The sequence below is a fragment of the Rathayibacter sp. VKM Ac-2857 genome (assembly GCF_013205025.1).
In the GTDB taxonomy this organism is placed as follows: domain Bacteria; phylum Actinomycetota; class Actinomycetes; order Actinomycetales; family Microbacteriaceae; genus Rathayibacter.
This window is the reverse complement of the sequence record NZ_JABMLE010000001.1, coordinates 1,279,586-1,293,195: the sequence shown is the minus strand read 5'-3', so window position 1 is coordinate 1,293,195 and position 13,610 is coordinate 1,279,586. Positions and strand designations below refer to the sequence as shown.

Here is a 13,610-nt window from a genome sequence, read left to right as displayed (position 1 = left end):
GGAGCTCCCCGTGGCAGAACCCACCACCCTCGACAAGGTCGTCACCCTCGCCCAGCACCGGGGGTTCGTCTTCCCCTCGGGCGAGATCTACGGCGGCACCCGCTCCGCCTGGGACTACGGCCCCCTCGGCGTCGAGCTCAAGGAGAACATCAAGCGCCAGTGGTGGAAGGCGTTCGTGCAGGGCCGCGGCGACGTCGTCGGCCTCGACTCGGCCGTGATTCTGCCGACCGCGATCTGGAGCGCCTCCGGGCACGTCGGCGTCTTCTCCGACCCGCTGACCGAGTCGCTGATCACGCACAAGCGCTACCGCGCCGACCACCTCTTCGAGAAGTACGAGGAGGTCAACGGGCACGCGCCCGAGAACGGCCTCGCCGACATCCCGGACCCGGAGCACCCCGACAAGATCGGCCAGTGGACCGAGATCAAGCAGTTCTCCGGCCTGATGAAGACCTACCTCGGCGTCGTCGACGACGAGTCCGGGCTGCACTACCTCCGCCCCGAGACCGCGCAGGGCATCTTCACCAACTTCGCCAACGTGCTGCAGAGCGCGCGGAAGAAGCCGCCGTTCGGCATCGGCCAGATCGGCAAGGCGTTCCGCAACGAGATCACCCCCGGCAACTTCATCTTCCGCACCCGCGAGTTCGAGCAGATGGAGCTCGAGTTCTTCGTCGAGCCCGGCACGGACGAGGAGTGGCAGGAGACCTGGATGCAGCTCGCCTGGGACTGGTTCGTCGACCTCGGGATCTCGCCGGAGAACATCCGCCAGTTCGAGCACCCGAAGGACAAGCTCTCCCACTACTCCAAGCGCACCGTCGACATCGAGTACCGCTTCAGCTTCGCCTCGGGCGAGTGGGGCGAGCTGATGGGGGTCGCGAACCGCACCGACTTCGACCTCAAGACGCACATGGAGCACTCCGGCAAGGACCTCTCCTTCTTCGACCAGACGAAGAACGAGCGGTTCGTGCCCTTCGTGATCGAGCCGTCCTTCGGCCTGACCCGCGCGCTGATGGCGTTCCTCGTCGACGCCTACGAGGAGCAGGAGCTGCCGCCGAACGCCAAGGGCAAGGTCGAGACGCGCACCGTGCTGCACCTCGACCCGCGCCTCGCGCCGGTGAAGGTCGCGGTGCTGCCGCTCTCGCGCAACGAGGCGCTCTCGCCGCTCGCCCGCCAGGTCGCCGACCGGCTCCGCGCGCTCTGGAACGTCGACTTCGACGACTCCGGCGCGATCGGCCGCCGCTACCGCCGCCAGGACGAGATCGGCACGCCCTACTGCGTGACCATCGACTTCGACTCGCTCGAGGACGACGCCGTGACGGTCCGCGACCGCGACACGATGAAGCAGGAGCGCATCCCGCTCGACCAGCTGGAGACGCACCTCTTCACGGGCCTGCGCGGCGCCTGACCCCTCCCGGATCTCGCAGCCCCGCGGGGGCGTCTCGAGACCCGCCGTCGTTCGGTGGGTGGATCTCGATACGCCCTCTGCGAGGGCTACTCGATCAGCATGAAGGGCCAGCCCTCCGTGGGAAGAGCAGCCAGCGAATCATGCTGGTCGAGTAGGCCCGCAGTGCCGTATCGAGACCCACCGTCGTCAGCAGGGCGGGTCTGCACACTCAGGTTCTGACGGTGGTGGATCTCGATACGCCCGCTTCGCGGGCTACTCGATCAGCGAAGGATCATGTCGCGCTCGCGGGCGAGCAGGGCGTAGACGAGGGTCGAGGTCCACTCGCCCTTGCAGTACTCGTCGTCGAGGTGGTGCGCCTCGAGGCGCAGGCCGAGACGCTCGCAGAGCCGGGCGGAGGCGGTGTTGCGCGCGTCGAGCTGCGCGACGACGCGGTGCGCGCCGAGGCGGTCGAACGACAGGTCGATCAGGGCGCGGGCGGCCTCGGTCGCGAAGCCCTGCCCCTGCGCCTCCGGGTGCAGGATCCAGCCGATCTCGACGCCCGCCTGCTCGACGGAGGTCGCGATCAAGGTCAGGTCGCCGACGACGCGGCCGGCGAACGGCCCCGAGCGCGGCACGATCGCGAGCACGACGACGTCGCCGTCGGCGGTGAGCCGGTCGGACGGCAGCCGGACAGCGAGGTGCGCCCGCGACTCCTCGGGCGTCCGCACGGGCCAGCGGAGGTAGCGCACCGCCTCCGCATCGCCCTGGTAGCGGGCGTGGTCCTCGGCGTCGTCCGGAGAGAGCGGACGCAGCACGAGCCGCTCCGTCTCGATCGGCTCCGCGTCGAACGGGAGCCGGAGCGGCGTCACGCTGAGGCCGCGGACTCGCCGCCGGCCTCGAGCGGGCGGGCCACGGTGCGCTCGGCCGGCACCTCGATGCCGAAGAGCGCCTCGAGGCCGGTGAGGTACGCCTCCTGCTCGCCGGCGCGGGCGTAGTCGCGCGCGCGGACGCTCGGGGTGTGCAGCAGCACGCCGGCCAGGTGCCGCAGCGCCTGCTCGGTGCGGCCGTCCTCGTCGCCTCGGGAGCGGGCGCGCTCGATCTCGGCGTCGAGCGCGTCGAAGACGTGGGCGCGGAGGGCGACCACGGCGGGGGTGAGGCTCTTCTCGTCGGCGACGTCGGAGAACTTGCGGACCGCCTTGTCGACCAGGGCGCGCGCCTGCGTCGACGCGTCGAGCACGTCGAGCGGGGCGTGCAGGCTGATCGTCTCGAGGTCGAGCAGCTCGACGCCGGTCACGGTGGTGACGTCGGCGGCGACGTTGCGGGGGAGGCCGAGGTCGATCACCAGCTGGCGCTCGCGGGAGAAGCCGCGCAGGCGTCCCTCCGCGAGGATCGCCGCATCGAGGACGGGCTCCTGGGTGGTGGTGCAGGTGATGACCACGTCGGCGGACACGGCCTCGGTCGCCAGGTCGGCGCCGTCGATCGGACGGAGCGCGCGTCGGGTCGCGAAGCCCTCGGCGCGGCCGGAGGGGGAGTGCACGGCGATCTCGAGGACGCCGCGGTCGCGCAGTGCCGCGACGGTCGCGCGGGCGTAGCTGCCGGTGCCGATCAGCAGCACCCGGGCGGCGCGCCAGTCGGTGATGCGGCTGGAGGCGAGGTCGAGGGCGAGGCGGACGATCGAGCGGCCGGCGCTGCCGAGGCCGGTGCGGTTCTTGATCCCGCGCGAGGTCTGCGAGGCGCGCTGGAAGAGGCGCTCGAGCTCGGAGGAGGTGGTGCCGAGGCGGCGGGCCTCCTCGAGCGAGCGGCGGACCTGGCCGGCGATCTCGCCCTCGCCGACGACGACGGACTCGAGCCCGCTGGAGACGGCGAAGAGGTGCTCGGCGACGCGGTCGCCCGAGACGACCGTGACCGAGCTGCGCAGCTCCTCCTGCTCGACGCCGGTCGCGGCGCTCACCGCGGCGGTGGCGGCCTCGACGGTCACGGCCTGCGCGGCGGTGAGCGGCTCGTCGATGTCGAGGTAGGCCTCGAAGCGGTTGCAGGTCGCGACGACCACGGCCCCCGAGACGAAGTCGATGCCGTCCGAGAGGGCGGCCGCGACGGCGGAGGAGTCGACGGAGAGCTTCTCGAGGAGATCGAAGCTGGCGTTCTTGTGCGACGCCGTCAGACACAGAAGCACCAGGGCAGTCTACCCGCGGCGTCCGGAGGTCTGCCGCGGTCTCCGGGAAGACTGCACGGATGCGCTCGGATCAGCGGGGCCTGGAATAATGCCGCGGTGACCTCCCCCATCGCCGGCCTGCTCGATCCGCTGCACCCGCTCGCCTCCGGGCGCACGGCCGACTCCGCTCTGCTGCGGGCCTACCGCTCCGACCGGCCGGAGTCGACGCCCGTCTGGTTCATGCGCCAGGCCGGTCGCAGCCTGCCCGAGTACCGGGCGCTGCGCACGGACACCCAGATGCTCGACGCCTGCCTCGACCCGGCGCTCGCGAGCGAGATCACCCTGCAGCCGATCCGCCGGCACGGCGTGGACGCGGCGATCTTCTTCAGCGACATCGTCATCCCGCTGCGCCTCGCGGGCGTCGCGGTGGACATCGTCCCCGGGCGCGGACCGGTGCTGGAGAAGGCGGTGCGCACCGCCGCCGACGTCGACGAGCTGGTCGCGCTCGACCCGGCGCTGCTCGACGAGACGCTCGAGCCGATCCGCGAGGGCGTGCGCCGCACGGTCGAGGGTCTGCGGGAGATCGGCGCGGGCGACACCCCGCTGATCGGCTTCGCCGGCGCCCCCTTCACCCTCGCGGCCTACCTCGTCGAGGGCGGGCCGTCCAAGGACCACATCCGCGCCCGCACCCTGATGCACGCCGACCCCGAGGCCTGGGCCCGGTTGATGGAGTGGACCGCCGAGGTGACCGGCCGCTTCCTCCGCGCGCAGGTGCAGGCCGGCGCGAGCGCCGCGCAGCTCTTCGACTCCTGGGCGGGCGCCCTCTCGCTCGCCGACTACTCGGCGCACGTCGCCCCCGCCTCCTCGAGCGCGCTCACCCACGTGCGCGACCTGGCCTACGACCACGGCGAGATCCGCCGCAACGTGCCGATCGTGCACTTCGGCGTCGGCACCGGCGAGCTGCTCGGCGCGATGCACGGCATCGGCGCGGACGTCGTCGGCGTCGACTACCGGATCCCGCTCGACGAGGCGAACCACCGGCTCGGCGGCTTCGTCCCGGTGCAGGGCAACGTCGACCCGGCGCTGCTCTCCGCCCCGTGGGAGGTGCTGGCCGCGCACGTCGACGACGTCCTCCGCCGCGGCACCAGCGCTCCCGCGCACGTGCTCAACCTCGGCCACGGCGTGCCGCCCGAGACCGACCCCGACGTGCTGACGCGCCTGGTCGCGCACGTGCACGCCTGGCGGCCATGACCGAGGGGAACAGCACCGAGGGGCACGGCAGCGAGGCCGCCGCCGACTACGACGTCGCGGTCGTCGGCGGGGGAGTGGCGGGACTCGCCGCCGCCGCCGAGTGCCTGCGGATCGGCCTGCGCGTGGTGGTGCTCGAGGCGGGCGACGCGGTCGGCGGCTCGGTCGCGCCGCTCGAGATCGCCGGAGCCGTGCTGGACGCCGGCGCCGAGAGCTTCGCCACCCGCGGCGGTCACGTCGAGAAGGCGCTCGCCGCGCTCACCCTCGACGGCCGGCCGCTCGCCGAGTCGATCGTCGAGCCGCGCACCGGCGGATCGTGGCTGCACCTCGCGGGCGGCCGCTCCGTCCCCTCGCCGCGCGCCGGCATCCTCGGCATCCCCGGCACCCCGCTCGCGCCCGACGTCGTCCGCGCCATCGGCCGCCGGGGCGCCGCGCGCGCTTGGCTCGACGCCGTCATGCCGGTGCTGCGGATCGGCCGCGCCCACTCCCTCGCCGAGCTCGTGCGCACCCGGATGGGACAGCGGGTCCTCGACGACCTCGTCGCTCCCGTCGTCTCGGGCGTCTACTCCAGCCGCCCCGAGGACATCGACGTCGACGCGGCGGCGCCCGGGCTGAACGGGGCGATCACCCGGGCCGGCTCGCTCGCGGGGGCCGTCGCAGCCCTCCGCGCGAACCTGCCCGCGGGCGTGGCCGTCCGCGGGATCGACGGCGGCATGCACCGCCTGGTCGCGGCGCTCGTCGAGCGGATCGACTACCTCTCGGGCGAGATCCGCACAGGCACCGCCGTGGCCCGGCTCGAGGGCGACGGCGAGCCGTTCCTGCTCACCCTCGACGACGGCGCCGTGCTCACCGCGCGGTCGGTCATCGTCTCGACCCCGGAGCGCGACGCGCGCGAGCTGCTCGCCGGGATCGTGCCCGCGGTGCGCGACGAGGCGGCGGAGGTGCTGCACGACTCCGTCGAGCTGGTCACCCTCGTCGTCGACGACCCCCGCCTCGACGCCGCACCCCGCGGCTCCGGAGTGCTCGTCGCGCCGACCGCCCGGGACGTCACGGCGAAGGCGCTCACCCACGCGACCGCGAAGTGGGCCTGGCTGGCGGCCGGTCTGCCCGCGGGCCGGCACGTCCTCCGCCTCTCCTACGGGCGCCCGGGCGAGCACCCGCCGCTCGAGGGTGCGAGCGACGTCGAGGCGGCCGCGACCGCCCTGCGCGACGCGTCGATCCTGCTCGGGATCGAGCTCGACCCCGCGAGCCTCGTCGACTCCGCTCGGGTGCGCTGGGCGAACGTCCGCCCGGCCGCGGCACTCGGCCGGCGCGCGCACCTGGAGGCGTTCCGCGAGGCGCTCGCCCCGGTCGACGGGATCGCCGTGACCGGCACCTGGCTCGCGGGGACCGGGCTGGCCTCCGTGCTCCCGCACGCCGCCGAGACCGCCGCTCTTATCCGGCGCCGACTGGTGCGTCAAGGCGTCGGCATACCGCGCGAAGAATATGACGGCGACGGCTACTCTGGGTCGGAGGCTCCCGCATGACTGCGGCGTGCCCCGACACGAGTGGTCATCGACCGCGTGAACGAGCCGCGAGAGCGGCCCAGGACGAGGAGTAGGCGTGAAGGGCAAGATTCTTTTCGTGGCAGGAGCCGCAGCCGGCTACGTGCTGGGAGCGCGTGCCGGTCGCAAGCGGTACGAGCAGATCGCCTCGGCGGCGAACAAGTTCTGGCAGACGCAGCCCGTGCAGGACGTCGCGGGCGCCGTCGGCGGAGCCGCCAAGACGCAGCTCAGCACCGTCTCGGACAAGGCCTACGAGCTGGTCCGGAACGTCGTGGTGAAGGCCGTCTCCGGCGGCAAGAAGGCGCAGGGCGCCTCCCCGGCCGAGGCGACCGCCGCGGCCCGCTCGGCCGCGTCGAAGGTCGACGAGGCCGCCGCCGCGGCCGGCTCCGGAGGATCGACGTCGTCGTCCTCCACCAGCAAGGCGTAGTCCTCATCCCTCCGGGCCGTCCGTTCGGCCGAGGCCCGGCACGACCACCCTCCGAGGAGCCCCCGTGGTGAACGAACGCAATCCGAAGAACGCCCGGTCGCTGGGCGAGCTGGTCAGCGACCTCCCCGGTCTCGTGATCGAGCTCGTGAAGGCCGAGATCGCGTCCCTCAAGAACGAGCTGTCCGGCAAGGCGAAGAGCGCCGGACTCGCGGTCGCGCTGTTCGCGGTCGCGGCCTTCTTCCTCCTCACCGCGTGGGCGACCCTCGTCACCTTCGCGATCATCGGCATCGCCTCCTGGCTCCCCGCCTGGCTGTCGGCGCTGATCGTGACCGTGTTCTTCCTGCTCGTGGCGGTCGTGCTGATCCTGGTCGGCGTGAAGTCGATCAAGAAGGCCGTCCCGCCCGTTCCGCAGGACTCGATCGAGAGCATCAAGAAGGACGTCCAGGCGTTCAAGGGAGTCGGCAGCTATGACCACTGATCGCGCTGTATCCAGCACCACGCCCCGCTTCGTCGACCCGGCGGAGCTCCAGCCGAGCCAGCTGAAGGCCGACATCGAGCGTGCGCGCACCGAGCTCGCCGCGACGCTCGACGCGATCGAGTACAAGGTGAACGTCCCGCGCAAGGTGCGGAACGTGCAGCGGACGCTCGAGCGCAAGGTGTCCGTCGTGCGCAAGCACCACCCCGAGGCGCTGATCGCCGGGGCCGCCGGTGCGGCCGCCGCGGTGGGCCTCGTCGTCTGGGGCATCGTCCGCGCGGTCGTCGAGGACTGACCCCACCCGCCTCACCTCCTGCGCCGAGGGGTCCGGATCGCTAGCGCTCCGGACCCCTCGGCGCCAGAGCCCCTCCCGCTTTTGTGCATCCGCACGAGCGGAGGGATGATGGATCAATGACCGATCAGACCGCCGACACGGCGGGTCCCGTTCAGTCCGCCCCCGACACGAGCGCCGCTCCGGCGCCGCAGCCCCCCGCCGATCAGGATCACTCCGATCAGGCCCTGGGATACACGCTCTGGGCGGTTCTCCGCAGGGATCCCGCACGCCCGTTCACCCTCTCCGCCGACGAGGCCGCCCAGGCGGCCGCCGGCTACGAGGACACCGTCGCGCGGCTCGCGGGCGAGGGCGTCACGGTGCGCGGCACCTACGACGTCTCGGCCCTGCGCGCTGACGCCGACATCATGCTCTGGCTCACCGGAGCCGCGCCCGAGGAGCTGCAGCGCGCCTACCGCGAGCTGCGCCGCACCGAGCTGCTCTGCGCGCTGCTGCCCACCTGGAACGCGATGGGCGTGCACCGCGACGCCGAGTTCAGCGCGAACCACCTCCCCGCCTACATGCGCGGCAAGGCGCCGGCCCGCTGGCTGACGGTCTACCCGTTCGTCCGCTCCTACGAGTGGTACATCCTCCCCGAGGAGGAGCGCCGCACCATGCTCGCCCAGCACGGCCGTCAGGGCTCGCGCTTCCGCTCCGTGCTGACCAACACGGTCGCCTCGTTCTCGCTCGGCGACTACGAGTGGATCCTCGCGCTCGAGGACGAGGAGCTCGTCAACCTGGTCGACCTCATGCGCGATCTGCGGGCCACCGAGGCCCGCCGCCACGTGCGCGAGGAAGTCCCCTTCTACACCGGTCGGCGCATCGAGGCCGACCAGATCGCCGAGGTCCTCCGATGAGCAACACGGTCCCCGCCCCCGAGGCGCGCGACTTCGCCGAGCCGGTCCCCGAGGTGACCGACGGCGTCCTCGTCCGCGGCGCGACGCCCGCCGCGGCGTCCGGCCCCGAGCACGTCACCGAGCCGGTCGCCTACGACGCGATCCTGCTCGCCGGCTTCGGCGGGCCCGAGGGGCAGGACGACGTCATCCCGTTCCTGCGCAACGTCACCCGCGGCCGCGGCATCCCGGAGGAGCGCCTCGAGGAGGTCGCCCACCACTACCGCCACTTCGGCGGCGTCAGCCCGATCAACGCCCAGAACCGCGCGCTCAAGGCCGCCCTGGAGGCCGAGCTCGCGAACCGCGGTATCGACCTCCCGGTGCTCTGGGGCAACCGCAACTGGGCGCCCTACATGAGCGAGGCGGTGACGGAGGCGAAGGAGCGCGGCTTCTCGAACCTGATCGCCATCGCGACCAGCGCCTACTCGTCCTTCTCCTCCTGCCGGCAGTACCGCGAGGACTTCGCGGCCGCGCTCGACGCGACCGGCCTCGAGGGCGAGCTGCGGATCGACAAGGTCCGCCAGTTCTTCGACCACCCCGGCTTCGTGATGCCGTTCGTGAAGGCCGTCCACGACGGGCTCGACGAGCTGCGCTCGCGCCTGCCCGGGCTCGACGCGACCACCGAGGTCGAGGTGCTCTTCGCGACGCACTCGATCCCCTCCACCGACGCCGCGCGCAGCGGCCCGCACGAGCGGCACGAGGACGGCACCGTCGTCGACGTGCACCACTTCGGCGACGGCGGCGCCTACGAGGCGCAGCACCTCGCCGTCGCGGAGGTCGTGATGGCGGCCGCCGGCGCGGAGGACGTGCCGTGGCAGCTCGTCTACCAGTCGCGCTCCGGGCCGCCCACGCAGCCCTGGCTCGAGCCCGACATCAACGACGCGATCGCCGAGCTGCCCGCCAAGGGCCGCAAGGCGCTCGTGATCGTGCCGCTCGGCTTCGTCTCGGACCACATGGAGGTCATGTGGGACCTCGACAACGAGGCGCTCGAGACCTCCGAGGAGCACGGCCTCGTCGCCGTCCGCGTCGCGACACCGGGCACCGACCCGGTCTACGTCTCCGGACTCGTCGACCTCGTCCTGGAGCGGGTCAACGGCACGCCGGTCGAGGACCGTCCGTCGATGACGGCGCTCGGCCCCTGGTACGACGTCTGCCGCCCCGGCTGCTGCGAGAACGTGCGCGCGGGCTTCAAGCCGGCGCTCGCGGGGATCGCACCGTGACGGGAAGCGCTCAGTCGTGAGCATCCGAGTCGGCACCCGCGCGAGCGCGCTCGCGGTGGCGCAGACCCGGATGACGGCGGACCTGATGGCGCGGGCCGCCGGCGTGCCGGTCGAGCTGGTGCGCATCGAGTCCGACGGCGACCGGATGCGCGGCTCGCTCGCGTCCCTCGGCGGCACCGGGGTCTTCGTGAGCGCGCTGCGCGACGCGCTGCTGGCCGGCCGCTGCGACGCGATCGTGCACTCGCTGAAGGACCTGCCGACGGCACCGGTCGAGGGCCTCGTCCTCGGCGCGGTGCCCGAGCGCGAGGATCCGCGCGACGCGCTCTGCGCCCGCGACGGGGCGACCCTCGCGACGCTGCCCCGCGGTGCGCGGGTCGGCACGGGGTCGCCCCGGCGGAGGGCCGCGCTGCTCGCCGCGCGTCCCGACCTCGAGATCGTCGACATCCGCGGGAACATCGACACCCGGCTCGGCCGCGTGACGGCCGGCAGCTCGGCGCCGCTGGACGCGATCGTGCTCGCCCTGTCGGGGCTGCGGCGGCTCGGGCGGACCGACGCGGTCACCGAGGTCCTCGACTTCGGCGTCTCGCCGCACGCGCCCGGTCAGGGTGCATTGGCGATCGAGGTCCGCGACGAGGAGCCCTCCGACGAGCTGCGAGCGGCGCTCGCGGCCGTCGAGCACACGGCCACCCGTGCGGCGATCACTGCCGAGCGCGCGCTGCTGGCCGTGCTCGAGGCGGGCTGCGCGGCGCCGATCGGCGCGACCGCGGCGGTCGACGGCGACCGCGTCGTGGCCCGTGGCGTGGTCTTCGCGGTCGACGGCTCGGCGTCCCTCTCTCGGGAGGTGGCGGAGCCGGTCGATAACGGTTCGGTCGACGGACCTCGACACCTGGCGGTTTCGCAGTATGGTGGTCGCGAACTGCCCGTCGTCGAAGCCGCGTTCCGTTGCGGCTCTCTGCTCGCTGACGCGCTTCTCGGTGCGGGTGCCGCCCAACTCGCACCTCTGGGAGCCCCTTCGTGATCGTGCCCGCCGCCTACTCCCAGTGGGAGAAGCCGTTGCAGGGCTGGCGTGTCCTCGTCCCCCGCGGAGGTCCGTGGGGAGACGGCGTCGCCGGTGCCCTCCGTGCGAAGGGCGCGTCGCCCGTCGTCGCCCCGATGATCAACTTCGCGCCGACCGACGACTTCCCGGCGCTGGAGCAGGCTCTGGCCGACCTCGAGGCCGGTGCCTTCGACTGGATGACGGTGACGAGCGCGACCACGGTCGACGTGCTGTCGCTCCTGCGCACGACCGTGCCCGCGGGCACGAAGGTCGCCGCCGTCGGCGAGACCACGGCCGCGGCGCTCGTGGCGGCCGGCTACTCCGTCGACCTCGTGCCCTCCGAGGACAACTCCGCGAAGGGCCTGCTCGCCGAGTGGGAGCAGGCGACCGGTGGGCAGCACCCGCTCCGCGTGCTGACGCTGCGCTCCGAGATCGCCAAGCCGCTGCTGACCGAGGGCCTCAAGCGCATCGGCCACGACGTGCGCTCGGTGGTCGCTTACCGCACCGTCGGCGTGCAGGTGGAGGACCGCGTCGTCGCCGACGTCGCGAGCGGCGCCGTCCACGCCATCCTGATCACCTCGGGGAGCGTGGCCGAGCAGGTGCAGAAGCAGCTCGGCCCGGTGCCCGAGTCGACCCTCGTCGCCGCCATCGGCCCGCAGACCGCCAAGGACGCGCGCGCCTTCGGCCTGCGCGTCGACGTCGTCGCCGACGAGCGCTCCGCCTCCTCCCTCATCGAGGCCGTCGCCGGCGTCGCCGCGGAGCGCGCGCCCCGCTGACCTCCGCTCTTCGCGCACAACATCAGCTGAGACGGGTGGGCCTCCGCTGACAGAGGAGGGACCCCCTTCTCAGCTGATGTTGTGCGGCCGTCCCTCGTCGAGGTGGACGCTCACAGGGTTTCGAGTGCCCGGCGCCTGCGCTGCGCAGCAGTCCACATGTGCTCGTTCCGGCGGATCATCTCGAAGAGGGCTGCTTCGGTGCGAGGCCAGTCGTCCATGATCTGGTGGTTGTCGAGCCGGATGCAGAGGTACTCCTGGCGAGCGAGCTCGAGGTCGCGCCGCCGGTCCTCGTGGAACTGCTCGATGCTGGAGTGGTAGCGGTAGCCGTCGGTCTCGAGGATCATCCGCTCGCCGATCACCTCGTCCACCCGGCCGACATGCGGGATGAAGACCTGCGGGCGGACCGGCACGTTGCGGCGGCGCATGCTCAGGCGGGTCTTCGTCTCGAGGCCGGACTGACTGCGGCCGTCGACACGGGCGAAGACCTCCCGCTTCCCCGCCGGAGCGAGCGCGCGGAGCGTCGGCAGGTCGTCCTCGGCGAGCAGGCCCAGGTTGAGAGCCGAGTCGATCGTGACGACGGCGTCGTCCTCACCGATGCAGGTGATGAGATTCAGGATCGCGGCACCGATCCCGTCCTGAGAGAACGAGCGCCGACCCTGACCTGGCCATCGCCGCCAGTGTCCGACCGCCCCCGGACGCAGGGAATGGACGAAGGAGTCGCCGAGCGCGATGTGCAGGCCCGGTCGCTCGGTGGTCCAGAGCCCGAGAGCGTGCAGGAGAGAGACGCACGTGAGGACTCCGCCCGCGCGCACGGCGGCGAGTTCGGCCTCGGGCGCTCCGGCCATCGCGTACCAGCCGCGCCGCACGCGGACGATCTCGCCCGTCGACAGAGCGCGCTCGACCGCAGACCGGTCTACGCCGGCGGCGCGAAAGGCGCTCGCGGGAGCGAATCCGCCGCTCGAGGCGAGGAGAGAGTCGACTCCGTTCATGGAGTCGACGGTGGCGGAACGCCGCCTCGGTGCGGGCGCTCGTCGGTGATCTGTGCAGGAAGGACCACGAGACGATCCTGGGGAGGAGTCGATGTTCCGCGGTCAGGGGGCGCGACGCGAGCCCGGCCTAGGCTGGAGGCATGACCGCGATCCGCCCGCGGCGCCTCCGCACGACCCCGGCCCTGCGCCGGCTCGTGCGGGAGACGCGCGTCCACCCCGCCCAGCTCGTCCTCCCGCTCTTCGTCGCCGAGGGGATCACGGAACCTCAGCCGATCGGCTCGATGCCGGGGGTGTCGCACCAGTCGCTCGACAGCGTGCGGCGGGCGGTGACCGAGGCGGCCGAGGCCGGGCTCGGCGGCGTCATGCTCTTCGGCGTGCCGACCACGCGCGACGCGGTGGGCTCCGGAGCCACCGATCCGGACGGCGTGCTCAACGCCGCCACGCGGGTCGTCGTCGAGGAGGTCGGCGACGCGCTCGTCGTGCAGACCGACCTGTGCCTCGACGAGTTCACCGATCACGGCCACTGCGGCGTGCTCGACGAGCGCGGCCGGGTCGACAACGACGCGACGCTGCTCCGCTACGAGCAGATGGCGCTCGCGCAGGCCGAGGCCGGCTCGCACCTGCTCGGGCTGTCCGGGATGATGGACGGCCAGGTCGGGGCGATCCGCGCGGCCCTCGACGGCGCCGGGCACCTCGACACCGCGATCCTCGCCTACTCCGCGAAGTACGCCTCCAGCTTCTACGGCCCCTTCCGCGAGGCCGTCCAGTCCACCCTCGAGGGCGACCGCCGCACCTACCAGCAGGACCCGGCGAACCGCCGCGAAGGGCTGCGCGAGGCGACGCTCGACCTCGCCGAGGGCGCGGACGTCGTGATGGTGAAGCCCGCGATGTCCTACCTCGACGTGCTCTCCGACGTCGCCGCGATCTCGGACGTGCCGGTCTGGGCTTACCAGGTGTCCGGCGAGTACGCGATGATCGAGGCCGCCGCCGCGAACGGCTGGATCCACCGCGAGGCCGCGATCGTGGAGTCGGTCACCGGCATCGTCCGCGCCGGGGCCGACGCCGTGCTCACCTACTGGGCGGTCGAGCTCGCGAACGATCTGCTGAAGTAGGCACATCCTCCGTGAAGGGTCCGCGC

Annotated in this window: 14 protein-coding genes; 11 read left to right on the top strand and 3 right to left on the bottom strand. The window is 72.8% G+C overall.

Annotation, left to right across the window (positions count from 1 at the left end; genetic code table 11):
• The first annotated feature begins 10 nt into the window (after nt 1-10).
• Complete coding sequence (locus HQQ86_RS06000) at nt 11-1,402, top strand: glycine--tRNA ligase (protein ID WP_173287174.1); 1,392 nt, start codon at nt 11-13, stop codon at nt 1,400-1,402.
• 260 nt (nt 1,403-1,662) lie between these two features.
• On the opposite strand, the gene HQQ86_RS05995 is transcribed toward HQQ86_RS06000, so the two are convergent.
• Nucleotides 1,663-2,250, bottom strand: coding sequence for a GNAT family N-acetyltransferase (locus tag HQQ86_RS05995; RefSeq protein WP_367948558.1), 588 nt, complete (start codon nt 2,248-2,250; stop codon nt 1,663-1,665).
• Nucleotides 2,247-3,554 carry a glutamyl-tRNA reductase gene (locus HQQ86_RS05990; protein ID WP_173287173.1) on the bottom strand — a complete coding sequence of 436 codons (1,308 nt, stop codon included), beginning with the start codon at nt 3,552-3,554 and terminating at the stop codon, nt 2,247-2,249. The genes HQQ86_RS05995 and HQQ86_RS05990 overlap by 4 nt, the downstream gene beginning before the upstream one ends.
• Before the next feature lie 96 nt (nt 3,555-3,650).
• Here HQQ86_RS05990 and hemE point away from each other — a divergent pair, with 96 nt between their 5' ends.
• The 9 genes from hemE (at nt 3,651) to HQQ86_RS05945 (ending at nt 11,483) form a co-directional block, all read left to right on the top strand.
• The gene (gene hemE, locus HQQ86_RS05985; protein WP_367948557.1) at nt 3,651-4,784 is read left to right on the top strand and encodes a uroporphyrinogen decarboxylase; all 1,134 of its coding nucleotides are present in this window, start codon (nt 3,651-3,653) and stop codon (nt 4,782-4,784) included.
• Nucleotides 4,781-6,307, top strand: coding sequence for an NAD(P)/FAD-dependent oxidoreductase (locus tag HQQ86_RS05980; protein ID WP_173287172.1), 1,527 nt, complete (start codon nt 4,781-4,783; stop codon nt 6,305-6,307). Before hemE ends, HQQ86_RS05980 begins: the two co-directional genes overlap by 4 nt.
• Before the next feature lie 76 nt (nt 6,308-6,383).
• On the top strand, nt 6,384-6,752 hold the full coding sequence (locus tag HQQ86_RS05975) for a hypothetical protein (protein WP_216844932.1): 369 nt from the start codon (nt 6,384-6,386) through the stop codon (nt 6,750-6,752).
• Between the two features lie 64 nt (nt 6,753-6,816).
• Nucleotides 6,817-7,230: a phage holin family protein gene (locus tag HQQ86_RS05970; RefSeq protein WP_123444871.1), complete on the top strand. Its 414-nt coding sequence runs from the start codon at nt 6,817-6,819 to the stop codon at nt 7,228-7,230.
• Nucleotides 7,220-7,522: a DUF3618 domain-containing protein gene (locus tag HQQ86_RS05965; protein ID WP_123444872.1), complete on the top strand. Its 303-nt coding sequence runs from the start codon at nt 7,220-7,222 to the stop codon at nt 7,520-7,522. Before HQQ86_RS05970 ends, HQQ86_RS05965 begins: the two co-directional genes overlap by 11 nt.
• 116 nt (nt 7,523-7,638) lie before the next feature.
• Nucleotides 7,639-8,415, top strand: coding sequence for a hydrogen peroxide-dependent heme synthase (hemQ, locus tag HQQ86_RS05960; protein WP_173287171.1), 777 nt, complete (start codon nt 7,639-7,641; stop codon nt 8,413-8,415).
• Nucleotides 8,412-9,671, top strand: coding sequence for a ferrochelatase (locus HQQ86_RS05955; RefSeq protein WP_173287170.1), 1,260 nt, complete (start codon nt 8,412-8,414; stop codon nt 9,669-9,671). The genes hemQ and HQQ86_RS05955 overlap by 4 nt, the downstream gene beginning before the upstream one ends.
• 16 nt (nt 9,672-9,687) lie before the next feature.
• Nucleotides 9,688-10,689 (top strand): hydroxymethylbilane synthase, encoded by a 1,002-nt coding sequence (hemC, locus tag HQQ86_RS05950; RefSeq protein WP_173287169.1) that lies wholly within the window; start codon nt 9,688-9,690, stop codon nt 10,687-10,689.
• On the top strand, nt 10,689-11,483 hold the full coding sequence (locus HQQ86_RS05945) for a uroporphyrinogen-III synthase (RefSeq protein ID WP_132435642.1): 795 nt from the start codon (nt 10,689-10,691) through the stop codon (nt 11,481-11,483). The genes hemC and HQQ86_RS05945 overlap by 1 nt, the downstream gene beginning before the upstream one ends.
• A gap of 110 nt (nt 11,484-11,593) precedes the next feature.
• Here HQQ86_RS05945 and HQQ86_RS05940 read toward each other — a convergent pair whose 3' ends face one another.
• Entirely contained in the window at nt 11,594-12,472 is an 879-nt protein-coding gene (locus HQQ86_RS05940; protein ID WP_173287168.1) for a type IV toxin-antitoxin system AbiEi family antitoxin domain-containing protein, read from the bottom strand.
• Nucleotides 12,473-12,612: 140 nt separating this feature from the next.
• On the opposite strand from HQQ86_RS05940, the gene hemB reads away from it, so the two are divergent.
• A complete protein-coding gene (hemB, locus tag HQQ86_RS05935; protein ID WP_173287167.1) occupies nt 12,613-13,584 on the top strand; it encodes a porphobilinogen synthase in 972 nt (323 codons plus the stop codon).
• Nucleotides 13,585-13,610: the final 26 nt, after the last annotated feature.

Bases quoted from the DNA above. Each gene is read 5' to 3' on its own strand.
- HQQ86_RS05980 (WP_173287172.1), top strand. From the start codon at position 4,781: ATGACCGAGGGGAACAGCACCGAGGGGCACGGCAGCGAGGCCGCCGCC.
- HQQ86_RS05965 (WP_123444872.1), top strand. From the start codon at position 7,220: ATGACCACTGATCGCGCTGTATCCAGCACCACGCCCCGCTTCGTCGAC.
- hemQ (WP_173287171.1), top strand. From the start codon at position 7,639: ATGACCGATCAGACCGCCGACACGGCGGGTCCCGTTCAGTCCGCCCCC.
- HQQ86_RS05955 (WP_173287170.1), top strand. From the start codon at position 8,412: ATGAGCAACACGGTCCCCGCCCCCGAGGCGCGCGACTTCGCCGAGCCG.
- HQQ86_RS05940 (WP_173287168.1), bottom strand. From the start codon at position 12,472: ATGAACGGAGTCGACTCTCTCCTCGCCTCGAGCGGCGGATTCGCTCCC.
- hemB (WP_173287167.1), top strand. From the start codon at position 12,613: ATGACCGCGATCCGCCCGCGGCGCCTCCGCACGACCCCGGCCCTGCGC.